Annotated in this window: 19 protein-coding genes; 10 read left to right on the forward strand and 9 right to left on the reverse strand. The window is 74.7% G+C overall.

The window, feature by feature from the left end:
- Positions 1-83: 83 nt before the first annotated feature.
- The 5 genes from rpsO (at position 84) to ACFQ8T_RS13010 (ending at position 5426) form a co-directional block, all read left to right on the forward strand.
- Positions 84-353, forward strand: a complete 270-nt coding sequence (rpsO, locus tag ACFQ8T_RS12990) for a 30S ribosomal protein S15 (RefSeq protein ID WP_429762254.1) — start codon at positions 84-86, stop codon at positions 351-353.
- Between the two features lie 209 nt (positions 354-562).
- Positions 563-2800 carry a polyribonucleotide nucleotidyltransferase gene (locus ACFQ8T_RS12995; RefSeq protein ID WP_430546937.1) on the forward strand — a complete coding sequence of 746 codons (2238 nt, stop codon included), beginning with the start codon at positions 563-565 and terminating at the stop codon, positions 2798-2800.
- A 7-nt stretch (positions 2801-2807) separates the two neighbouring features.
- Positions 2808-4136 carry a M16 family metallopeptidase gene (locus tag ACFQ8T_RS13000; RefSeq protein ID WP_430546938.1) on the forward strand — a complete coding sequence of 443 codons (1329 nt, stop codon included), beginning with the start codon at positions 2808-2810 and terminating at the stop codon, positions 4134-4136.
- Between the two features lie 43 nt (positions 4137-4179).
- Positions 4180-4953 (forward strand): 4-hydroxy-tetrahydrodipicolinate reductase, encoded by a 774-nt coding sequence (dapB, locus tag ACFQ8T_RS13005; RefSeq protein WP_430546939.1) that lies wholly within the window; start codon positions 4180-4182, stop codon positions 4951-4953.
- Positions 4950-5426, forward strand: a complete 477-nt coding sequence (locus tag ACFQ8T_RS13010) for a tetratricopeptide repeat protein (RefSeq protein ID WP_430546940.1) — start codon at positions 4950-4952, stop codon at positions 5424-5426. The genes dapB and ACFQ8T_RS13010 overlap by 4 nt, the downstream gene beginning before the upstream one ends.
- Here the strand turns inward: ACFQ8T_RS13010 and ACFQ8T_RS13015 are convergent.
- The 4 genes from ACFQ8T_RS13015 to ACFQ8T_RS13030 form a co-directional block, all read right to left on the reverse strand.
- Complete coding sequence (locus ACFQ8T_RS13015) at positions 5404-5979, reverse strand: hypothetical protein (RefSeq protein WP_430546941.1); 576 nt, start codon at positions 5977-5979, stop codon at positions 5404-5406. The genes ACFQ8T_RS13010 and ACFQ8T_RS13015 overlap by 23 nt on opposite strands.
- Positions 5980-6074: 95 nt before the next feature.
- Positions 6075-7265, reverse strand: a complete 1191-nt coding sequence (locus ACFQ8T_RS13020; RefSeq protein WP_430546942.1) for an MFS transporter — start codon at positions 7263-7265, stop codon at positions 6075-6077.
- Positions 7266-7317: 52 nt separating this feature from the next.
- Positions 7318-9192, reverse strand: a complete 1875-nt coding sequence (locus ACFQ8T_RS13025) for a glycoside hydrolase family 3 protein (protein ID WP_430546943.1) — start codon at positions 9190-9192, stop codon at positions 7318-7320.
- Positions 9192-10514, reverse strand: coding sequence for an MFS transporter (locus ACFQ8T_RS13030; protein WP_430546944.1), 1323 nt, complete (start codon positions 10512-10514; stop codon positions 9192-9194). Before ACFQ8T_RS13030 ends, ACFQ8T_RS13025 begins: the two co-directional genes overlap by 1 nt.
- A 176-nt stretch (positions 10515-10690) precedes the next feature.
- Between ACFQ8T_RS13030 and ACFQ8T_RS13035 the strand changes: the two genes are divergently transcribed.
- Positions 10691-11329 carry a TetR/AcrR family transcriptional regulator gene (locus ACFQ8T_RS13035; RefSeq protein ID WP_430546945.1) on the forward strand — a complete coding sequence of 213 codons (639 nt, stop codon included), beginning with the start codon at positions 10691-10693 and terminating at the stop codon, positions 11327-11329.
- A gap of 88 nt (positions 11330-11417) precedes the next feature.
- On the opposite strand, the gene ACFQ8T_RS13040 is transcribed toward ACFQ8T_RS13035, so the two are convergent.
- From ACFQ8T_RS13040 to ACFQ8T_RS13055, 4 genes are all read right to left on the reverse strand, one after another.
- The gene (locus ACFQ8T_RS13040; RefSeq protein ID WP_430546957.1) at positions 11418-13664 is read right to left on the reverse strand and encodes a glycoside hydrolase family 3 C-terminal domain-containing protein; all 2247 of its coding nucleotides are present in this window, start codon (positions 13662-13664) and stop codon (positions 11418-11420) included.
- A gap of 176 nt (positions 13665-13840) precedes the next feature.
- Entirely contained in the window at positions 13841-14350 is a 510-nt protein-coding gene (locus tag ACFQ8T_RS13045; protein WP_429762244.1) for an N-acetyltransferase family protein, read from the reverse strand.
- A 42-nt stretch (positions 14351-14392) separates the two neighbouring features.
- Positions 14393-14713, reverse strand: a complete 321-nt coding sequence (locus ACFQ8T_RS13050) for an AzlD domain-containing protein (protein ID WP_429762243.1) — start codon at positions 14711-14713, stop codon at positions 14393-14395.
- Positions 14710-15360 (reverse strand): AzlC family ABC transporter permease, encoded by a 651-nt coding sequence (locus ACFQ8T_RS13055; RefSeq protein ID WP_430546946.1) that lies wholly within the window; start codon positions 15358-15360, stop codon positions 14710-14712. Before ACFQ8T_RS13055 ends, ACFQ8T_RS13050 begins: the two co-directional genes overlap by 4 nt.
- A gap of 94 nt (positions 15361-15454) precedes the next feature.
- Here ACFQ8T_RS13055 and ACFQ8T_RS13060 point away from each other — a divergent pair, with 94 nt between their 5' ends.
- Entirely contained in the window at positions 15455-16090 is a 636-nt protein-coding gene (locus tag ACFQ8T_RS13060) for a maleylpyruvate isomerase family mycothiol-dependent enzyme (RefSeq protein WP_430546947.1), read from the forward strand.
- Between the two features lie 36 nt (positions 16091-16126).
- Here ACFQ8T_RS13060 and ACFQ8T_RS13065 read toward each other — a convergent pair whose 3' ends face one another.
- Positions 16127-17593 (reverse strand): NAD-dependent succinate-semialdehyde dehydrogenase, encoded by a 1467-nt coding sequence (locus ACFQ8T_RS13065; protein ID WP_430546948.1) that lies wholly within the window; start codon positions 17591-17593, stop codon positions 16127-16129.
- Between the two features lie 94 nt (positions 17594-17687).
- On the opposite strand from ACFQ8T_RS13065, the gene ACFQ8T_RS13070 reads away from it, so the two are divergent.
- The 3 genes from ACFQ8T_RS13070 to ACFQ8T_RS13080 are packed head-to-tail and all read left to right on the forward strand — an operon-like array spanning position 17688 to position 20917.
- Entirely contained in the window at positions 17688-18227 is a 540-nt protein-coding gene (locus tag ACFQ8T_RS13070; RefSeq protein ID WP_430546949.1) for an AAA family ATPase, read from the forward strand.
- Positions 18228-18270: 43 nt separating this feature from the next.
- Positions 18271-19209 (forward strand): 4-hydroxy-tetrahydrodipicolinate synthase, encoded by a 939-nt coding sequence (gene dapA / locus ACFQ8T_RS13075; RefSeq protein ID WP_430546950.1) that lies wholly within the window; start codon positions 18271-18273, stop codon positions 19207-19209.
- A 22-nt stretch (positions 19210-19231) separates the two neighbouring features.
- On the forward strand, positions 19232-20917 hold the full coding sequence (locus ACFQ8T_RS13080) for a ribonuclease J (RefSeq protein ID WP_430546951.1): 1686 nt from the start codon (positions 19232-19234) through the stop codon (positions 20915-20917).
- The last annotated feature ends 160 nt before the right edge of the window (positions 20918-21077 follow it).

Genomic DNA, 21077 nt, shown 5'->3' on the forward strand with positions numbered 1-21077 from the left:
TGGGGCCGTACGAACGGCCGCGGATCCAGAGCGCCCCGGTGAACGAGTCCCGGAGCACCGCGCAACGACACCGAAGGAGAGCCATGCCGCTCGACGCTGCCACCAAGCAGTCCATCATCACCGAGTACGCCACTCACGAGGGCGACACCGGCTCGCCCGAGGTGCAGATCGCGCTCCTCACGCAGCGCATCAACGACCTGAACGAGCACCTCAAGGAGCACAAGCACGACCACCACTCGCGTCGTGGCCTGCTGCTCCTCGTCGGCCAGCGCCGCCGCCTGCAGGCCTACCTGCAGAAGATCGACATCGAGCGTTACCGCGCGCTGATCCAGCGCCTCGGCCTGCGCCGCTGACTCCGCCCGCCAGCCCGGTCACCCTCGCGGGGGCCGGGCTGGTCTGGTGTGATGTCCCTGTCATAACCACCATCGCGCCGCCGGATCCTCGTCCGGTCCTCGGTAGTGGCCCCCCGAACCGTCCGGCCCCGCGGCCGGGCCCGGCTCCGTGGGCCTCGATCGAAGACCGCCGAGCCGCGGCGGCGCCCTCGAGATCAAGGAGGGCACCCGTGGAGGGTCCCGAGATCCAGTTCGCCGAGGCCGTCATCGACAACGGCCGCTTCGGCACCCGCACCGTCCGCTTCGAGACGGGCCGCCTCGCCCGCCAGGCCGCCGGCTCCGTCGCCGCGTACCTGGACGGCGAGACGATGCTGCTGTCGGCCACGACGGCCGGCAAGCACCCCAAGGACCAGTTCGACTTCTTCCCGCTGACGGTGGACGTCGAGGAGCGGCAGTACGCCGCCGGCAAGATCCCCGGCTCGTTCTTCCGCCGCGAGGGCCGCCCCTCGACGGAGGCGATCCTGGCCTGCCGCCTCATCGACCGCCCGCTGCGCCCGCTGTTCGTCAAGGGCCTGCGCAACGAGGTCCAGGTCGTCATCGACGTCCTGGCCATCCACCCCGACGACGCCTACGACGTCCTGGCGATCAACGCCGCGTCGGCGTCAACGCAGATCTCCGGCCTGCCGTTCTCCGGCCCGGTCGCGGGCGTGCGCGTCGCGCTGATCGACGGCCAGTGGGTCGCGTTCCCGAAGTACTCGGACCTCGAGCGCGCCGTCTTCAACATGGTCGTGGCCGGCCGCATCGTGGGCGACGACGTCGCCATCGCGATGATCGAGGCCGAGGCGACCGACGACGCCTGGAAGCTCATCAAGACCGAGGGCGTCGCCGCGCCGACCGAGGAGGTCGTCGCCCAGGGCATCGAGGCGTCGAAGCCGTTCCTCAAGGCCCTCTGCGAGGCGCAGGCCTCGCTCGCCGCCCAGGCGGCCAAGGAGGTCAAGGACTACCCGGTCTTCCTCGACTACCAGGACGACGCGTTCGCCGCCGTCGAGGACGAGGTCTCCACGACGCTGCGCGACGCGCTCGCGATCGCGGACAAGCAGGACCGCGAGAACCGCCTCGACGAGCTCAAGGAGGGCCTGCTCGGCGCGCTCGGCGAGCGCTTCGAGGGCCGCGAGAAGGAGCTGTCGGCCGCGTACCGCGCCCTGCAGAAGAAGCTCATCCGCCAGCGCGTCCTCACCGACGGCGTGCGCATCGACGGTCGTGGGCTCGCGGACATCCGCACCCTGTCCGCCGAGGTCGAGGTCATCCCGCGCGTGCACGGCTCCGCCCTGTTCGAGCGCGGCGAGACCCAGATCCTGGGCGTCACCACGCTGAACATGCTGCGCATGGAGCAGCAGATCGACTCGCTCGGGCCGGTCACGCGCAAGCGCTACATGCACAACTACAACTTCCCGCCGTTCTCCACGGGTGAGACGGGCCGCGTCGGCAGCCCGAAGCGCCGCGAGATCGGCCACGGCGCGCTGGCCGAGCGGGCCCTCGTGCCCGTGCTGCCGTCGCGCGAGGAGTTCCCCTACGCGATCCGCCAGGTGTCCGAGGCGCTGGGGTCGAACGGCTCCACCTCGATGGGCTCCGTCTGCGCCTCGACGCTGTCGCTGCTCAACGCGGGCGTGCCGCTGAAGGCGCCGGTCGCGGGCATCGCCATGGGCCTCATCTCCGACACGGTCGACGGCGAGACCCGCTACGCGGCCCTGACCGACATCCTGGGCGCGGAGGACGCGTTCGGCGACATGGACTTCAAGGTCGCCGGCACCAGCGAGTTCGTCACGGCCATCCAGCTCGACACCAAGCTCGACGGCATCCCGGCGTCGGTCCTGGCCGGCGCGCTGACCCAGGCCCGCGACGCGCGCCTGACCATCCTCGAGGTGCTCGCCGAGGCGATCGACGTGCCTGACGAGATGTCCCCGAACGCCCCGCGCGTCATCTCCGTGAAGGTGCCGGTCGACAAGATCGGCGAGGTCATCGGGCCCAAGGGCAAGATGATCAACCAGATCCAGGAGGAGACGGGCGCGGACATCTCCATCGAGGACGACGGCACCGTCTACATCGGCGCCACCGACGGCCCCTCGGCCGAGGCCGCCCGCGCGGCGATCAACGCGATCGCCAACCCGCACGTCCCCGAGGTGGGCGAGCGCTTCGTCGGCACCGTCGTCAAGACGACGTCGTTCGGCGCGTTCATCTCCCTCTCGCCGGGCAAGGACGGTCTGCTGCACATCAGCCAGATCCGCAAGCTCGTGGGCGGCAAGCGTGTCGAGAACGTCGACGACGTGCTGTCCGTGGGCCAGAAGGTCCAGGTCGAGATCGGTGAGATCGACCCGCGCGGCAAGCTCTCGCTCGTCGCGGTGACCGAGGACGAGAAGGCCGAGGAGCCCGCCGCCGACGCCGCCACCACGGACCAGGTGGAGGCCTGACGCTCTGATGTCCTGGCACCTTCCGCTCGTCCCCGCGGGCGAGCCCGGTGCCGACCTGACCGCCGGGCAGGACGGTGCGACGATCCGTCGCACCGTCCTGCCCGGCGGTGTTCGTGTGCTCACCGAGTCGATGCCGGGCCTGCGCTCGGCCACGGTGGGCGCCTGGGTCGGCGTCGGCTCCCGCGACGAGACCGACGGCCACTTCGGCTCCACGCACTTCCTCGAGCACCTGCTGTTCAAGGGCACGCCCCGCCGCTCGGCGATGGACATCGCCGAGGCCTTCGACGCCGTGGGCGGCGAGGCCAACGCGGCCACGGGCAAGGAGCACACGTGCTACTACGCCCGCGTGCTCGACGCCGACCTGCCGATGGCGGTCGACGTCATCGCCGACATGGTCACCTCCGCGCGCCTCGACGAGGGCGAGCTCGAGACCGAGCGCGGCGTGATCCTCGAAGAGCTCGCGATGAACGACGACGACCCGGGCGACGTCGTGCACGAGGAGTTCTCCGCCGCTGTGCTCGGCACGCACCCGCTCGGCCGGCCGATCGGCGGCACCCCGGACACGATCCGGGCCGTGCCGCGCGACGCCGTCTGGGAGCACTACCGCTGGCACTACCGGCCCGAGACCCTGGTGGTCTCGGCCGCGGGCGGCGTCGACCACGACGCCCTCGTCGGGCAGGTGACGGACGCCCTCGCCACCGGCGGTTGGGACCTGGCCGCCGGCGCGGCCCCGCGCGACCGGCGCCCGACCGCCGCCGACCCCGTCGGCGTCCCGACGGAGGGCGTCGAGCTCACCGTGCGGCGCCAGGTGGAGCAGGCGAACGTCATCGTGGGGTCCACGGGTCTCGCGGCCACCGACGACCGCCGCTTCACGCTGTCCGTGCTCAACGCCGTCCTGGGCGGCGGCATGTCGTCGCGCCTCTTCCAGGAGGTGCGCGAGCGCCGCGGCCTGGCATACACCACGTACTCGTTCGCCTCCGGCCACGGCGGGATCGGCACGTTCGGGTTGTACGCCGGCTGCTCGCCCGCGAAGGTCGACCAGGTCACCGAGCTGCTGGTCGCCGAGCTGGAGCGGATGGCGACCGAGCCCATCACGGACGCCGAGCTGGAGCGCAGCATCGGGCAGCTCTCGGGCGGCCTCGTGCTCGGCCTGGAGGACTCCGGGTCGCGCATGAGCCGGCTGGGCAAGGCCGAGCTGGTGTACGGCGAGCTGCTGACCCTGGAGGAGTCCCTCGAGCGGGTCCGCGCCGTGACCGTCGACGACGTCCGCGAGCTCGCCGCCGACCTGGCCGCGCGGCCGCGGTCCGTCGTGCGCGTCGGTCCGTTCGGCGACTGAGACCGGTCCCGACGACATGAGGAACGAGATCGGAGACTCACCCATGAGCAAGAGCATCAAGGTGGCCGTGCTCGGCGCAGCCGGGCGGATGGGCGCCACCGTGTGCCGGGCGGTCGAGGAGGCGGCGGACCTCGAGCTGGTCGCGCGCCTCGACGCGGGCGACACGGTCGACGCCGACGCCCTGGCCGGCGCCGACGTGGCGATCGACTTCACGGTGCCGGCCGCCACCGAGGCGAACGTGCACGCGGTGCTCGACGCCGGCGCGCACGCCGTCGTCGGGACGACCGGGTGGGACGACGCCTCGCGCGGCCGGGTCACGGAGCACCTGGAGCGCGTCAACGCCGCACGGGCCGGACAGGACGGGCTGGGCGTGCTCATCGCGCCGAACTTCGGCCTGTCGGCCGTGCTCGCGATGACGTTCGCGGCCAAGGCGGCGCGGTACTTCGAGTCGGCCGAGGTGGTCGAGCTGCACCACCCCGACAAGGTCGACGCCCCGTCGGGCACGGCGCGGCACACCGCCGCGGCGATCGCCCGCGCGCGGTCCGAGGCCGGCCTGGCCGCGATGCCCGACGCCACCGAGACGGGCGTCGAGGCGCGGGGCGCCGACGTCGACGGGGTGCGCGTGCACGCCGTCCGGCTGCGGGGCCTCGTGGCGCACGAGGAGATCCTGTTCGGGAACGTCGGCGAGCAGCTCGTGATCCGGCAGGACTCGTTCGACCGGGCGTCGTTCATGCCCGGCGTGCTGCTGGCGGTGCGCGAGGTCGTCTCCCGGCCCGGGCTGACCGTGGGACTCGAGAACGTGCTGGACCTGTCGTGAGCGACGCGCCGCGCCGGCGGCTGCCGCGGGGGCTCGCGGGGGCGGTCTCCGTCACCGCGCTGCTCGCGCTGTACGTCTGGCAGATCGCCGGGCGCGGCGTGTCGATGATCGGCACCGGCGAGCCGGTGCTGATCGCCATCGGCCTGGCCGTGCTGGTCATCCCGCTGCTCGTCATCGTGCTCATCGCGCGCGAGTACCGCCTCGCGACACGGGTGCAGCACATGGCCGACGTGCTCGCGGCCGCGGACGAGCTGCCGGTGGACGACCTGCCGCGCTCGCCGGGCGGACGGGTGGACCGCGCGGCCGCGGACGCCGCGTTCGAGGAGCGCCGGGCCGCGGTGGAGCAGGACCCGGACGACTGGAAGGCCTGGTACCACCTGGCGTTCGCCTACGACGCGGCCGGCGACCGCCGCCGGGCCCGCGAGACGCTCCGCAAGGCGTCGTCGATGTTCAGGCCGGGCGCGACGTCCTGACCCGGCCGCCGGCCGGGGTCCCGACGGCCGGCGGGTCCAGCGGCGTGAGCCGCGCCCAGCAGTACAACCCGTGGCGCACCTGGCGTGCGCGGTCGGCGAGCCCGCCCAGCGCGACCAGGGCGGGCGCGAGCCGGTCGGCGGCGGGCAGGCTCCCGCCGCCCGCCGTCGCCCACGAGCGTGCGACGTCGAGCAGCCGGTCCGGGGCCGCGGCGGCCAGCGCCTCCGCGAGCTCGTCCGAGACGGCCACCACCCAGGGGCCCTCGTCCGCGCCGTCCACGAGGGCGCCGTGCCGCGGATGGGCCGTGACCTCCGCGTACGGCCGCGCGCACAGCGCCTCCGCGACGCGTCCCAGCATCACGAACGGCTCCACCGCCGGCAGCCGCACGGTGTCGAAGAGCGGTCGGCCCGAGCCTCGCGCCAGGACCGACGGCCCCGCCTCCTGGTGCACCACCGTCGCCGCGACGGCGTCGGTGGGCGCCGCGAAGTAGTCGGTCACGAGGGGCGCGGCGCGGCCGCCGCGCCGCGCTCCCGGCAGGGACCCCGACAGGTTCATGGGGACACGCTCGCACCCGGGTGCTACGGGCGCGTCACGGCGTCGTGACGACCCGGGAACGGATCGTCGGAACGGTTCGCCCGGCCTGCCGGCGCCTACGACGTCGCGTGACGCGGGAACGCCTGGCGGGCGACGAGCACCGCCACGAGCGCGACGGCGACGATCGCGGCCCCGGTCAGCGCCAGGGCGCGCGGCCCGGGACCGGCGACCACCGCCGCGCCCACGGCCGCGCCGAGCCCGATGCCGAAGTTCGAGGTCGCGTTGACGAACGCCCCGGCGATGTCGGGCGTGGCGCCCTGGGTACGCAGCGCCGCGGCCTGGAACGTGGCAGGGATGGCGCCGAACGCGGCGAGCCACACGCCCGCCGCGACCAGCACGCCGACGGCGCCCGGCAGCGCGAGCGCGACGGCGACGAGGGCCACGGCGATCGAGGCCATGGACGCGATCGTCAGGGCGCGCGGGCTGTGGTCGAGGTAGCGGGCCGCGGCCCAGAGCCCGACCAGCCCGAGCGCGCCGAACACCAGCAGCACCGGCCCGACGGCGGCCTCCGACAGCCCGGCGGCCAGCAGCAGCACGGAGATGTACGTGTACACGGTGTACTGGCCGCCGAACAGCACGGTGTTGGTGCCGACCACGAGCCCGAGGCGGGCGCGCCCGCGGCGGGCGGCCGCGGCGTCGCGCGGGGCGGCGGGCTCGACGGCGACGGACGGCAGCAGGCGCGCCACGAGCAGGGCGGTCACCGTGCAGACCGCGGCGAGCACGCCGAACGACCAGCGCCAGCCCACCGCGGCCCCGAGCGACGTCGACAGCGGCACGCCGAGCACGAAGCCGAGGGTGCCGCCGGCGGTCACGAGGGTGAGGGCGCGGCCGGTGTACAGGGGGCTGACGAGGCGCGCGGCGTACGCGATCGACACGGAGAAGAACACCGCGTGCCCCAGCCCGCCGAGCACGCGCGCGCCCGCGACCACGGCGTACGACGGCGCGACGGCCACCAGCAGGTTGCTCGCCGCGTACGTGGCGAGCGTCGCGAGCAGCAGGGGCTTGCGGGCGAGCGACCGGGTGGCGATCGTCAGCGGTACCGCGCAGGCGGCGACCACGAACGCGTAGACCGTGACCAGCAGGCCTGCCGTCGACTCGCTCACGCCGACGCCGCGCGCGACCTGCGGCAGCAGGCCCACCGGCAGCACCTCGGTGGTGATGGCGACGAAGTTGGCGACGCCGAGGACGGCGATCCCCGCCGCGGCGTCCCGGACGGTACGGGCGGGGGCCGGGGAGGAGGACGTCACCGCCTCATCCTCCCATCGGTGGTCGCCGGTCGCGCCGGGCACCCACCACCGGTCAGAGCGCCAGGCCGTGGCCGAACCGGAACAGCGGGTCCGCGGTGTCGAACGGCACGTCCTCGCGGGACGCCTCCACGGCGGCCGTCGACCGGGGCAGGTCGAACGGGAGGCGGCCCTCGGCGGGGACGATGCCGGTGAGGGCGTCGAGCAGCGCCGGGGTGGACGCCCCGAAGTTCGCGACCAGCGACCCGCGGCCGCCCAGCGCCTCGAGCACGGGGGCGAGGATCGCGGGCCGGTCGAGGTAGACGTCGACGACGGTCGGCACCTGCGCGGCGGTCTCGGCCACGTGCGCGACGACCTCCGCGGGGAAGTCGAGCGAGCCGGCGTGGAAGAAGCCCTCGAAGCCGGGCCCGCGGTCGTCGTACGGCGCCTTGAGGCGCAGCAGCGCGACGTCGGCCTCGGCGGGGGAGGCGACCAGGGTGGCGCCCTCGAGCCCGTCGACGACGTCGGCGGCGCCCTCCACGAAGACGCGCAGGCCGCGGGCCAGCGGGAGGCGGGCCGCGCCGTCGGCCGCGGACGCCAGCGGGGTCACGGACCGCGACTGGGCGCGCCGCCCCGCGGCCACGAGGTCCGGGTGCCCGACGACGGACGCCGCGGCGTCGGCGTCGACGTCGCGGGCGCCGTCGAACAGGCCCAGCTCGAACTTCTCCCGCAGCAGGCGGGCGACGGACTCGTCGACCCGCGCCTCGGTGACCCGACCCGCGCGGACCAGCTCCACGACGAGCTCGGGGCACGCCTCGCCGCCGAGCTGGTCGGCGCCGGCCGCGAGGATCCTCTCCAGCCGGTCGACCGGAGCGAGGTGCTCGACGCCCCAGGCGCGGGCCGGGAACGGCTGGCCGAGGATCTCGGCGTCGGACACCAGGCCCCAGTCGGTGCACACGACGCCGTCGAAGCCGAGCTCGTCGCGCAGCAGGCGCGTGAGGATCTGCCGGTTGAAGCCGAACCCGACCTGCTCGACGGCCTCGGGCCCGTCGCCGAGGTCCGCCTCGAGGCCCACCGGCATGCCGTAGTACGGCATCATCTGGCGCGTCCCCGCGGCCAGCAGCGCCTTGAACGGCTCCAGGTGCTCGGCGAAGCGCCCGCCGGGGTACACCTGCTCGCGCCCGTAGGCGAAGTGCGGGTCCTCGCCGTCCTGCTGCGGCCCGCCGCCGGGGAAGTGCTTGGTCATGGTCGAGACGGAGCGCTCGCCGAACGTGCCGGGCAGGCCGGCCGCGCGGGCGACGTCGCCGGTGGCCTGGAACCCGCGCACGTACGCGGCGCCCATCCGGCCGGTGAGCGCGGCGTCCTCGCCGAAGGTGCCGTTCGCGCGGGACCAGCGGGGCTCGGTGGCGAGGTCGACCTGCGGGTGCAGGGCCGTGCGGATGCCGACCGCGAGGTACTCGCGGCGCGCTGCGTCGGCGTGCTCCTCGACCAGGCGCTCGTCTCGGGTGGCGGCGAGGCCGAGCGTCTCCGGCCACTGCGAGAACGGCCCGGACAGCAGCGCGGTGCCGGGGTTGTCGGTGAACGCGTGCCGCGGGTCGGTGGACACCGTCACGGGGATGCCGAGGCGGGTGGACGCCGCGAGCTCCTGGAGCCGGTTGTGCCAGAGCGCGAACTCGCGGGCCGTGGGCGGCGCCATGAGCACGTTGAAGTGCGTCATCTGGCGCTTCACCACCATGTCGGTGGTGGCGGGCACGCCCATCGCGGACGGGCCCTCGGACAGCGCGCCGCCCTTGCCCACCTCGATCATGGTCTGGAAGAGCTGGCCGGCCTTCTCCTCGAGGGTCATGCGGGCGAGCAGGTCGGCCACGCGCTCGGCGACGGGGCGTGACGCGTCGCGGTACGGGGCGTCGGCGGGGACGGGCGCGTCGGCGGCGCCGGTCGGTGCGGTCATCAGCGGGCTCCTCGGATGAACAGGGTGGCCACGGCGCCGAGGGCGACGATGACCGCGGAGATGGCGAACAGGGCGGTGTAGTTGCCGCCGCCGGCGCCGGTGCCGGAACCGATGGCGAGGAACGCCGGGGCGAGAGCCGGGGCCACGGACTGCGGCAGCGCGTTGGCGATGTTGAAGACGCCCATGTTCTTCGCGGCCTCGGTCTCGGCGTTCGGCAGCACGTCGGTGACGAGCGCGAGGTCGACGGCGAAGTAGGCGCCGAGGCCGGCGCCGAACAGGGACGCGCCCAGGTAGAGCGTGCCCGGACCCTGCACGAGCGCGAACGTGAGGAGGCCGGCGCCGGCCAGCAGGGTGGCGACGACGACGAAGACCTTGCGGCGGCCGGTGCGGTCGGACAGCACGCCGCCCAGGAGGGACGCCACCACCATGACGACGGCCTGCACGACCATGAGCCGCAGCTGCCAGCTCAGCGCCGTGGCGTTGTCGAAGCCGAACCGGTCGATGAGGAAGTACAGCTGGTAGGTGTTGTAGAGCGCGAAGCCGAACAGCATGAGGAAGCGGCCGAGGAAGGTCCACGCGAAGTCGGGGTGCTGTCGCGGGGAGACCCAGAAGCCCTTGAGGAACACGCCGAGGCGGAACGGGGCGACGTCGGCCCGGTCGAGGCGGCGGTCCTTGAGGACGGCCACGAGCGCGAGCACGCCGACGACGGCCAGGAACGTGGGGACGAGGAAGATCCAGATCTCGTTCGCCCCGGCGGCGGTGAACCCGAAGGCGAGCGCGATGCCGACCAGCGGGGCGAGCTGCTGGGCCATGCCGAGCAGGCTGGAGACGCGGGCGCGCTGGGTCTCGGCGACCTGGTCGGGCAGCAGCGCCTGGAGCGCGGCCTGGGTGCCGTTCATCGCGGCCTGCGTGACGGCCCACCCGATCACGACCATCCAGATCGCCGGCGCGAACGCGATGAGCAGGAGGCCGACGGCGCCGAGCAGCACGCCCCACAGCAGCCAGGGCCGCCGCATGCCGAGCCGCGACGTCGTGCGGTCGGACAGGGCGCCGGCGACCGGGTTGGCGACGAAGGCGAAGAAGGCCCCGACGCCGGTGACGAGCGCGAGGTCGGCGGCGCGGGTCTCGGGCGTGGACAGGGCGTCGACCTTGAGCGCCAGCGTGCTGACCACGGGGGTGAGCACCGCGATGTACAGCGCGAAGAACGCGAGGACGTAGGCGACGACCGTCCCGGTACCGGCAGCGGCGCGGCCGGCCTCCGGGACGTGGGTCGGGGACGCGGGGGACTGGCCGGCCGGTGCGGGGGCCTGAACGTCTGCCATGGACGACTCCTGATTCTCTGCCGGGCCCACCGTCGGACCCGCGCCTCGACCAATGCCTACCGGCTGGTCGGAAATGGAGGTTACCGCATGGTAGGTATTGATGCCAAGGGTCCTGCCCAGGGGCATGCGGGTGACCGCCACGGCGGACGCCGCGGGGAAGAGGGGAGAATGGCGCCGTGAGCGACACGACGATCGAGGACCAGGCCGCGCCCCGCCGGGGCTACGCCAAGGGCCGGGCCAAGCGCGAGGAGATCCTGCAGGCGGCGATCGTGGCGTTCGCCGAGGTCGGGTATCACGGCGCCTCGCTCCGGGAGATCGCCGCGCGCGTCGGCATCTCGCACCCGGGGCTGCTGCACCACTTCCCGACCAAGGCCGCGCTGCTCGAGGCGGTGCTCGAGCACCGGGACGCCGTCGACTTCGCCGACGTCGACACCGACCTCACGCAGGGGCGGTCGCTGTTCGAGGCGATCGTGCGGCTCGTGGAGCGCAACGCGCTGCGGCGTCCAGTGGTCGAGGTGTTCGCCGGTCTCGCGGCCGAGGCGACGTCGGTCGACCATCCGGCGCACGAGTTCTTCGCGGCGCGCTACCGCGACACCGTGTCCCGCATGCGCGGCGAGCTGGAGCGTCTCGCCGACGCCGGGCGGCTCCGCGCCGGCGTGGATCCCGCCGTCGCCGCGCGCACGGTCGTGGCCCTCATGGACGGGCTGCAGGTCCAGTGGCTGTACTCGCTCGAGCGGCCGCGCGCGGAGCGCGTCGACATGGCGGCGGGCCTGCGGGCGTACCTCGACCTCGTCGTCGAGCCCGCCGCCGGCTGAGCCTGGCTCCGCCCCGTTCGACGGTCGGACCTGTCGGAACCTCCGCACGGGGTCTCGACAGGTCCAACCGTCGAACGGTGTGGCGTGGTCAGGCGTTCGCGGCCTCGACGAGCTGCACGAGGGTGCGCCGGTCGAAGCCGGCCAGGCCGAAGTCGGCGATGACCGCGAGCGGCATGTCGGTCGCCATGGCCAGGAGGCCCGGGTCGACCGGTGCGCCGTCGAGGGCGCCGCGCACCACGGGCCCGGCCACCGGGTGCTCGAGCGCCTCGCCGAGCGTCGACAGCTCGTGGAGCGGGAGGGTGACGTCCTCGCCGACGACGTCGACCACGAGCTCGGCGCGCAGGTCGCGGGACGACGCGCCCACGGCGACGCGGAACTCGCCGCCCTCCAGCACCCAGCGGCGCAGCACGGGGTGCCAGTACGACAGGTCGCGGGCGTCGAGGCCGAACGTCACGACCTGCGACGCGCCCGGCTCGAGGCGCACCTTGGCGAACGCCTTGAGCTCGCGCTCGGGCCGCTGCACCTGGGCCTGCGGGTCGCCCACGTACACCTGGACGACCTCGGAGCCGGCGACTGGGCCGGTGTTGGTCACGCGCACGGTGACGCGCACCTGGGTGTCGGTGCCGGACCCGGTGACCTCCGCCGCCGCGTCGTCGTACGCGAACGTCGTGTACGACAGGCCGTGCCCGAACGGGTACGCGACGTCGACCTGGCGGGCGTCGTACCAGCGGTAGCCCACCAGCACGCCCTCGCCGTAGCGGACGTGGCCGAGCTCGCCGGGGAAGTTCCCGAAGGCCGGGGTGTCCTCGAGGCGCAGGGGCAGGGTCTCGGTGAGCCGGCCCGAGGGCGCGACGGCGCCCGTGAGCACGTCGGCGACGGCGGAGCCGCCGGCCTGGCCGCCCAGCCAGCCGGTGAGCAGCGCGGGGGCGACGTCCTGCCACGGGGCCACCGAGATCGCGGAGCCGCCGGCGAGCGCGACGACGACCCGCGGGTTCGCCGCCGCGACGGCGCGCAGCAGCGCGACCTGGTCGGCGGGCAGGTCTAGGTGGTCGCGGTCGTAGCCCTCCGACTCGTACGCGGCGGGGAGGCCGAGGAACACGAGCACGGTGCGTGCGCCGCGCGCCGCCTCGACGGCCTCGGCGACCAGGGTGTCGGGCGAGCGGTCGTCGGCCGGCCCCTCGGCCAGCGTGTACCCCGCGGCGAACGGGAGGTCGGCGCCGGCGGCCGCCCTCAGCGCGGTGAGCGCGTCGTCGAGGCGGGTCGGGTTGACCTGCGAGGACCCGGCGCCCTGGTAGCGCGGGGTCCGGGCGAGCTCGCCGACGACGGCGACGCCGGCGAGGTCGTCGGGCGCCAGGGGGAGGAGGGGCGCGCCGTCGACCGGGGCGTTCTTGAGCAGCACGGTGCCCGCGGCCGCGGCCTCGCGGGCGAGCGCGTGGTGGGTGTCGACGTCGAACGACCCGGGCGCCTCGGCCGCCGGCAGCGACCGGGCGACGAGGTGCAGGACGCGGCGGGCGGCCGCGTCGACCAGGGCCTCGTCGAGCTCGCCGCCGCGCACCGCGGCGACGACCTCGGCGTCGGTGCGCCCGCCGGAGGACGGCATCTCCAGGTCGAGGCCGGCGGCGACCCCGGCGACGCGGTCGCGCACCGCGCCCCAGTCGGACACGACGAGGCCCTCGAAGCCCCACTCGTCGCGCAGCACCGTGGTGAGCAGCCAGTCGTGCTGCGAGGCGTAGACGTCGTTCACCTTGTTGTAGGCGCACATGACGGTCCAGGGCTGCGCCCTGGTGACGACGCGCTCGAAGGCGGGCAGGTAGATCTCCCGCAGCGTGCGCTCGTCGACGTCGGCGGACACCCGCATCCGGTCCGCCTCCTGGTTGTTGGCGGCGAAGTGCTTGAGGGACGTGCCGACGCCGAGCGACTGGACGCCCTCGACGAGGGCCGTGGCGAGCTCGCCGGCCACCACCGGGTCCTCGGAGAAGTACTCGAAGTTGCGCCCGCACAGCGGCGACCGCTTGATGTTCACGCCCGGGCCGAGGAGGACCGCGACGTCGTTCGCGCGGGTCTCCCGGCCGAGGGCCTCGCCGACCCGGTGCAGCAGGTCGGCGTCCCAGCTCGACCCGAGCGCGGCGGCCGTCGGGAAGCAGGTGGCGGGCACGCTGTTGCCGAGGCCGAGGTGGTCCGCGTTCTCGTCCTGCTTGCGCAGGCCGTGCGGGCCGTCGGTGACCATCACGGACGGGACCAGCGTGCGGCCGTCGCGCTCGACCGGCTGCGTGTGCCAGAAGTCGACGCCGGAGAGCAGCGAGGCCTTCTCCTCGAGCGTCAGCCCGGCGAGCACGCGCTCGACGTCGAACGGGTGGGCGGGGTGCTCGGTCGCGCCGTCCGCCGCGGTGGACGGTGTGTGGGCGGGCACGGTCTGGTCGAGGGTCACGGGGGCGCTCCTGGGGTCGGCGACGGGCAACCCCTGCAGCGTAGCAAGAAACCTACCGTGCGGTAGGGAAGATGGAGGTGGCCTCAGATGGCGGCGGACCAGCGCCGCTCGACGACGTCGCGCACGCCGGTCGCGAGGGTGCGGGACGTGCCGTCCGGCCCCAGGCCGGCCGAGGAGAGGAAGCGCTCGCGCGCCGAGTCGTCGTCGAGCACCCAGGTGACGACCTGCTCGGCGCCGTCGGTGCGGAGCCGGTCGACCGCGGCGGACAGCAGCCGCGAGCCGTGGCCGCCGCGCTGGTGCCGCGGCTCCACCTCGAGCGCCACGAGCTGGCCGGGGCCCACGGCCGCGAAGCCGACGATCTCCGGCCCGTCCAGGGCGACGAGCACCGCGAAGCCGGGGCCCGGGGGAGCGGTGATCGCCCGCGCCCATCGCTCGCGCATGGTGTCGGTGTCGAGCGCGTCGACGACGCCGTCGCCCAGCGCCACCTCGTGCGTCGCGCGCCACGCCGACACCTGGACGCGGGTGACCGCGTCCTCGTCGCCGGGGACCGCCGGGCGGACCGAGACGTCGGCCGTCTCGCGGAAGAGTGCCATCGGGCCACCCTAGTGAGTACGCCTGGTGAGTTCGCCGCGCGCTCAGCCCCAGCCGAGGGCCCGCAGCCCCGCCGCGGTGGCGGCCGCGAGCACGACCACGAGGATGAACGGGGCGCGCAGGGCGAGGGCGATCGCCGCGACGGCGAGCGCGGGCACGCGCGCGTCGACGACGAGCGCCTGCCCGTCCGCGAAGGTCTGCACGACCACGAGGGAGACGAGCAGCGCCACGGTCACGAGGGTCGACGTGCGCTGCACGCGCTCCGTCGCGAGCCAGTGCTCCGGGATGAGATGGCCGGCGAGCTTGAGCCCGAAGCTGAGCAGCGAGGCGGCGAGGACGGCCACCCACAGCGCGGTGGTGGTCACGCGTCCTCCTTCCGGTCGTCCGGCGTGCTCGGCGTCGCGACCACGCCCACGACGATCGCGACCGCCGCGGCGGCGAGGACGGGCACGCCCGCGGGGACGACGGGGATCAGCGCGGCGGTGACGACGACGGCGAGCGCCGCGACGACCTGCGCGCGCCGGGCGGCCAGGCGCGGCCACACGAGGGCGAGGAACGCGGCACCCGCGGCGGCGTCGAGCCCCCAGGCGCGCGGGTCGCCCAGCGCGTCGCCGGCGAGCGCGCCCAGCAGCGTGAACGCGTTCCACAGCACGAACACGCCGATCCCGGTGACCCAGAACCCGGCCCGGGTGGCGGCGCGCTCCCGCTGGCCGACGGCCACCGCGGTCGACTCGTCGATCGTGAGCTGCGCCGCGGCGAGGCGTCGCCAGCCGCGCACCTCGAGCAGCGGCGCGACGACGGCGCCGTACAGCGTGTTGCGCACGCCCAGCAGCGTCGACGTGGCGATCGCGGCGACGGGGGAGCCGCCCGCGGCGACGACCCCGATGAGGGCGAACTGCGACCCGCCGGAGAAGAGCAGCAGGCTCAGCGCCATCGTCTGGGGCACGCTCACGCCGGCCACGACCGACAGCGCCCCGAACGAGACGCCGTACAGGCCGGTGGCGACCGCCACGCTCGCCCCCTGGCGGACGGCAGACCGCACCGCCGGGGACTGCTGTCGAGAACTCACGCGCGCCAGGAAACCACGACTCTCGTAGCGTGGAGAAATGCGTGGAGGGACAGCGGACGTGCGCGCGATGGCCGTCGCCGAGCGGTCGGAGCTCGCGGACTTCCTCGACTCGCTGGACGACGACCTGTGGGAGACCCCCTCGCTCTGCGAGGGCTGGAGCGTGCACGACGTCGTCGCGCACGTCGTGAGCTTCGAGGAGCACTCGCGGCGCGACCTGCTGCGCCGCCTCGCCCGGGCCCGGTGGCGCCCCGGCCACCTCAACGACGTGGCGCTCGCGGAGTACCGGCACCTGACGCCGGCGGAGCTCGTCGCGTTCCTCAGGTCGCACCTCGAGCCGCGCGGCTCGACGGCGTCGATGGGCTACCGGGTCGGCATGGTCGACGCGCTGGTGCACCACCAGGACATCCGCCGCCCGCTGGGCCGGCGCCGGACGGTGCCCGCCGACAGGCTGCGCGTCGCCCTCGACTTCGCCGTCCTCGCGCCGCCCCTGCGGGGGTTCTGGCACGCCCGCGGGGTGCGTCTCGTGTCGACCGACGTGGACTGGCGGCGCGGCCGGGGGCCGGAGGCGCGGGGTCCGGCGGAGGCCGTGCTCATGACGCTCGCCGGTCGCCGCGGTGCGGCGCACGACCTGGCGGGCCCGGGACGGCAGGTCCTCGTCGAGCGCCTCGGCTGACCCGGCGCGGCGCTCAGGGCGCCACGGACACCGTGCTCAGAGCGCCACGTACACCGTCTCGAGGAACTCCTCGAGTCCCGCCTCGCCGCCCTCCCGGCCCAGGCCGGACTGCTTCATGCCGCCGAACGGGGCGCTCGCGTCGGAGACCATGCCGCGGTTGATCCCGATCATCCCGGCGTCGATCTCCGCCCCGACGCGCAGGGCCCGCTCCAGGGACGTCGTGTAGGCGTACGCGGCGAGCCCGTACTCCGTGTCGTTCGCGAGGGCGAAGGCCTCGTCGTCGTCGGCGAACCCGACGACGGGCGCCACCGGGCCGAAGATCTCCTCGCGCACGGCCCGCGCGTCCCGGTCGACGCCGGCGAGCACGGTGGGCTCGAAGAACGTGCCGGGGCCGTCGGGGCGACCGCCGCCCGTGAGCACCTGCGCGCCGCGGTCCACGGCGTCGTCGACGAGCGCGGCCACCTTCTCGACGGCCGGGGCGTCGATGAGCGGGCCGACGTCGACGCCGTCGACGTCGCCGCGCCCGACGCGCAGGGCGGCGAACCGGTCGGCGAGCCGCCGCGCGAACTCGCGGGCGACGGAGTCGTGCACGAGGAACCGGTTGGCCGCGACGCAGGACTGGCCGGCGTTGCGGAGCTTCGCGACCGTCGCGCCGTCGACGGCGGCGTCGAGGTCGGCGTCGGCGAAGACCACGAACGGCGCGTTGCCGCCGAGCTCCATCGACGTGCGCAGCACCTGGTCGGCGGACTGTTGCAGCAGGGTGCGCCCGACGGCGGTGGATCCGGTGAAGGACAGCTTGCGCAGCCGGTCGTCGGCCAGCAGCGGCGCCACGAGGTCCCCCGAGCTCGCCGTGGGCACGACGTTCACGATGCCCCGCGGCAGCCCGCGCTCGGCCGCCTCCGACCGGATCACCTCGGCGACGAGCATCGTGGTGAGCGGGGTCTGGTGGGCCGGCTTGATCACGATCGTGCAGCCCGCCGCGAGCGCGGGGCCGATCTTGCGCGTCGCCATCGCGATGGGGAAGTTCCACGGCGTGACCAGCAGCGCCGGGCCGACCGGCCGCCGGTGCACGAGCTGCCGGTTCGCGCCGGCGGGGGCGGTGCGCACCAGGCCCTCGGCCCGGACCGCCTGCTCGGCGTACCAGCGCAGGAAGTCGGCGCCGTACGCGACCTCGGCCCGGGCCTCGGCCAGGGGCTTGCCGCACTCGGCGGTGATGAGGGACGCGACGGCGTCGCTGCGCGCGACGAGCCGCTCGTACACGGCCCGCAGCAGCTCGGACCGCTCGCGCGGTGCGACGGCGCGCCACGCGGGCGCGGCGTCGGCGGCCGAGGCGAGCGCGCGCCGGCCGTCCTCCGGGGAGGCGTCGGCGACGTCGAACAGCACCTCTCCCGTGGCGGGGTCGGTGACCTCGAACGTCCTCCCGCCCGAGGCCGCGGTCCAGTGACCGTCGGCGAGCATGCCGGTCGGCAGGTGGGCGACGAGCGCGGGGGACAGCGAGCTCATGCCCCGAGTATGCACAGCGCGCGGTCCGCTCGACACGGGGAACGGCGGACCTCGCCCGCGGCCGGTTCCCCGCGAGGTTCCCTACGATCGGGGGATGGGCGACGGGCGGGGCGAGGGCGCGGTGACGCTGCTGCTGCTCAACGGGCTGCCGGGCGCCGGCAAGTCGACCGTCGCCGGGGCGCTCGCGGCCGGGCGGCCCGGCACGCTCGCCCTCGACGTGGACGTGGTGCGCGCGCTGATCTCCGGCGACCCCGCCCTGGCGGCGGAGCCCGCCCGGCGCCTCGCCCTCGACATGGCGCGCTCGCACCTCCGGGCCGGCGCCCACGTCGTCGTCCCGCAGCTCGTGGCGCGGCCCGACCAGGTCGCACGGTTCGCGCGCGCCGCCGCGGACGGCGGCGCGCGGTTCGTCCACGTGATCCTGCGGGTCGCGCCGGCGACGCTCGCGCGCCGGGTGGCGGCCGACCGTGCTGCGGGCCGTGCGGCGCACCGCGCCGACCTCGACGACGCCGCCCGGGGCGCGTACGCGGCGGGCCTGCGCGAGGTGGTCCGCACGGCGGCCGCGGTCGAGGTCGACGCCGACGCGGCGGACGTCCCCGGCCTGGCGGCGCGGCTGGGGCGCCTGCTCGACGAGTGAGTCCCGTCCGTCGTGGACGGTCGCGCCCGGTACGGTTGACCTCATGACGCTCGCCCCTGCCGCCGCGCGCCCGTTCGGCGCCGTCCTCACCGCGATGGTGACCCCCATGACGCCCTCGGGCGACCTGGACCTGGATGCGGCGGTCAAGGTGGCGAAGCGCCTGGTGGACGACGGCAACGACGGGCTCGTGCTGTCGGGGACCACCGGCGAGTCGCCGACGACGCACGCCCCTGAGAAGGCGGACCTCGTGCGCGCCGTCGTGGACGCCGTCGGCGACCGGGCGTACGTCCTGGCGGGTGCCGGCTCCAACGACACCGTGCACGCCGTGCGCATGGCCGAGCAGGCGGCGGAGGCGGGCGCCCACGGGCTGCTCGTCGTCTCGCCCTACTACTCGCGCCCGTCGCAGGAGGGCCTGTACCGGCACTTCGCGACCGTCGCCGACGCCACCGAGCTGCCCGTGATGCTGTACGACGTCCCGGGGCGCACCTGCGTGCGGATCGCGGCGTCGACCTACGAGCGCATCGCGCGGCACCCGCAGGTCGTCGCCACGAAGGACGCCACCGGTGACGTGTCGTCCGTCGCGCCGCTGGCGGCCGCGACGGGCCTCGCCTGGTACTCGGGCGACGACAGCCTGCTGCTGCCGTTCCTGTCCATGGGCGGCGCCGGCGTCGTGTCCGTCTCCGCGCACGTGGTGGGCGGGGCGTTCGCCGAGGTCGTGCGTTGCTGGGACGCCGGGGACACCGCCGGCGCCCTGCGGGCCTACCTGCCCACCGTGCCTGTCATCGAGGCGCTCAACGGCGCCGGAGCGCAGGCCGTGATGGCCAAGGCCGCGATCGAGGCGCTCGGCCTCGTGGACAACCGCGAGCTGCGCCTGCCCAACGTGGCCGCCTCCGAGGACGACGTCGCGCGCCTGCGCGACGCCCTCGCGACGGCGGGCTACCTGAACGACGGCGTCCGTGCGGGCGCCACCACACTTCCGTAAGACCTACCGGCCTGGAGGCCCCGTGAGCCACCCTCACCCCGAACTTCCCCTGCCCCCCGCCCTGCCGTCGAAGGGGCTGCGCATCGTGGCCCTCGGCGGCCTGGGCGAGGTGGGCCGCAACATGGCCGTCCTCGAGTACGAGGGCCGCCTGCTGATCATCGACTGCGGCGTCCTCTTCCCCGAGGACCACCAGCCCGGCGTGGACCTGATCCTGCCGGACTTCGACTACATCAAGGACCGTCTCGACGACATCGAGGCGATCGTCCTGACGCACGGGCACGAGGACCACATCGGCGCCGTGCCCTACCTGCTGCGGCTGCGCCGGGACATCCCGCTCGTCGGCTCGCGGCTCACCCTCGCGTTCGTCGAGGCGAAGCTCAAGGAGCACCGCATCAAGCCGGTGCTGCGCGTCGTCGCGGAGGACCAGACCGAGCGGTTCGGCCCCTTCGACTGCGAGTTCGTCGCCGTCAACCACTCGATCCCGGACGCGCTCGCCGTCGCCGTCACGACCGGCGCCGGAACGGTGCTGCACACGGGCGACTTCAAGATGGACCAGCTGCCGCTCGACGGCCGCATCACCGACCTGCGCGCGTTCGCCCGGCTGGGCGAGAAGGGCGTCGACCTGTTCATGGTCGACTCCACCAACGCCGAGGTGCCCGGCTTCGTCACCAACGAGGTCGAGATCGGCCCGGCGCTGGACGCCGCCTTCGCGCAGGCGGAGAAGCGGATCGTCGTCGCGTCCTTCTCCTCCCACGTGCACCGCGTGCAGCAGGTCCTCAACGCCGCGCACGCGCACGGCCGCAAAGTCGCGCTCGTCGGCCGCTCGATGGTGCGCAACATGGGCATCGCCGCGGAGCTCGGCTACCTCGACGTCCCCCCGGGCGTCCTCGTCGAGCTCAAGCAGGCCGCGAGCCTGCCCGACGACCGCATCGTCTACATGTCGACCGGGTCGCAGGGCGAGCCGATGGCCGCCCTGAGCCGCATGGCCAACGGCGACCACAAGGTGCAGGTCGGCCACGGCGACACCGTGATCCTCGCGTCGTCGCTCATCCCCGGCAACGAGAACTCCGTGTTCCGGGTCATCAACGGGCTCACCCGCCTCGGCGCCCGCGTCGTGCACTCGGGCAACGCGAAGGTGCACGTGTCCGGTCACGCGAGCGCCGGCGAGCTCCTGTACTGCTACAACGTGCTCAAGCCGAAGAACGTCATGCCGGTGCACGGCGAGGTCCGCCACCTGGTGGCGAACGGCGCGCTCGCCGTCCGCACGGGCGTGCCCGCCGACCGCGTGATCCTCGCCGAGGACGGCGTCGTCGTCGACCTCGTGGACGGCAAGGCGTCCGTCGTGGGCGCGGTGCCCTGCGGCTACGTCTTCGTCGACGGCTCGACCGTGGGCGCGGTCACGGAGAACGAGCTCAAGGACCGCCGGACGCTGTCCGAGGAGGGCTTCGTCTCCGTCTTCGCCGTCGTCGACACCGCGACCGGCAAGGTGATCGCCGGCCCGCAGATCCTCGCCCGCGGCATGGCGGAGGACAACGCGGTCTTCGAGGAGATCCAGCCCGACGTCGTGGCGGCGCTCGAGAACGCGATCGCGGGCGGCGCCGCCGACACCTACCAGCTGCAGCAGGTGATGCGCCGCGTCATCGGGCAGTGGGTCAACCGGCGCCTCCGCCGCCGGCCGATGATCGTGCCGGTGGTCGTCGAGGCCTGACGGGCCGGACGCCCTGGTCAGGGCGCACGAGCGGCGGGGGGGGGGGCCCCCCGAGGCGCGGCCCCCCCCCCCCCCCCCCCCCCCCCCCCCCCCCCCCCCCCCCGCCGCAAAAAAAAAAAAAAACACCACCCACAAAAACCCACAAACCACAGCGAGGGAG

The organism is Isoptericola sp. NPDC056618 (genome assembly GCF_042792715.1).
Lineage (GTDB): Bacteria > Actinomycetota > Actinomycetes > Actinomycetales > Cellulomonadaceae > Isoptericola > Isoptericola nanjingensis.

What these genes read in the sequence shown, in the direction of transcription:
- rpsO (WP_429762254.1), top strand. Translation starts at nt 84, where the DNA reads ATGCCGCTCGACGCTGCCACCAAGCAGTCCATCATCACCGAGTACGCC.
- ACFQ8T_RS13000 (WP_430546938.1), top strand. Translation starts at nt 2,808, where the DNA reads ATGTCCTGGCACCTTCCGCTCGTCCCCGCGGGCGAGCCCGGTGCCGAC.
- dapB (WP_430546939.1), top strand. Translation starts at nt 4,180, where the DNA reads ATGAGCAAGAGCATCAAGGTGGCCGTGCTCGGCGCAGCCGGGCGGATG.
- ACFQ8T_RS13015 (WP_430546941.1), bottom strand. Translation starts at nt 5,979, where the DNA reads ATGAACCTGTCGGGGTCCCTGCCGGGAGCGCGGCGCGGCGGCCGCGCC.
- ACFQ8T_RS13025 (WP_430546943.1), bottom strand. Translation starts at nt 9,192, where the DNA reads ATGACCGCACCGACCGGCGCCGCCGACGCGCCCGTCCCCGCCGACGCC.
- ACFQ8T_RS13030 (WP_430546944.1), bottom strand. Translation starts at nt 10,514, where the DNA reads ATGGCAGACGTTCAGGCCCCCGCACCGGCCGGCCAGTCCCCCGCGTCC.
- ACFQ8T_RS13045 (WP_429762244.1), bottom strand. Translation starts at nt 14,350, where the DNA reads ATGGCACTCTTCCGCGAGACGGCCGACGTCTCGGTCCGCCCGGCGGTC.
- ACFQ8T_RS13060 (WP_430546947.1), top strand. Translation starts at nt 15,455, where the DNA reads ATGCGTGGAGGGACAGCGGACGTGCGCGCGATGGCCGTCGCCGAGCGG.
- ACFQ8T_RS13065 (WP_430546948.1), bottom strand. Translation starts at nt 17,593, where the DNA reads ATGAGCTCGCTGTCCCCCGCGCTCGTCGCCCACCTGCCGACCGGCATG.
- ACFQ8T_RS13070 (WP_430546949.1), top strand. Translation starts at nt 17,688, where the DNA reads ATGGGCGACGGGCGGGGCGAGGGCGCGGTGACGCTGCTGCTGCTCAAC.
- dapA (WP_430546950.1), top strand. Translation starts at nt 18,271, where the DNA reads ATGACGCTCGCCCCTGCCGCCGCGCGCCCGTTCGGCGCCGTCCTCACC.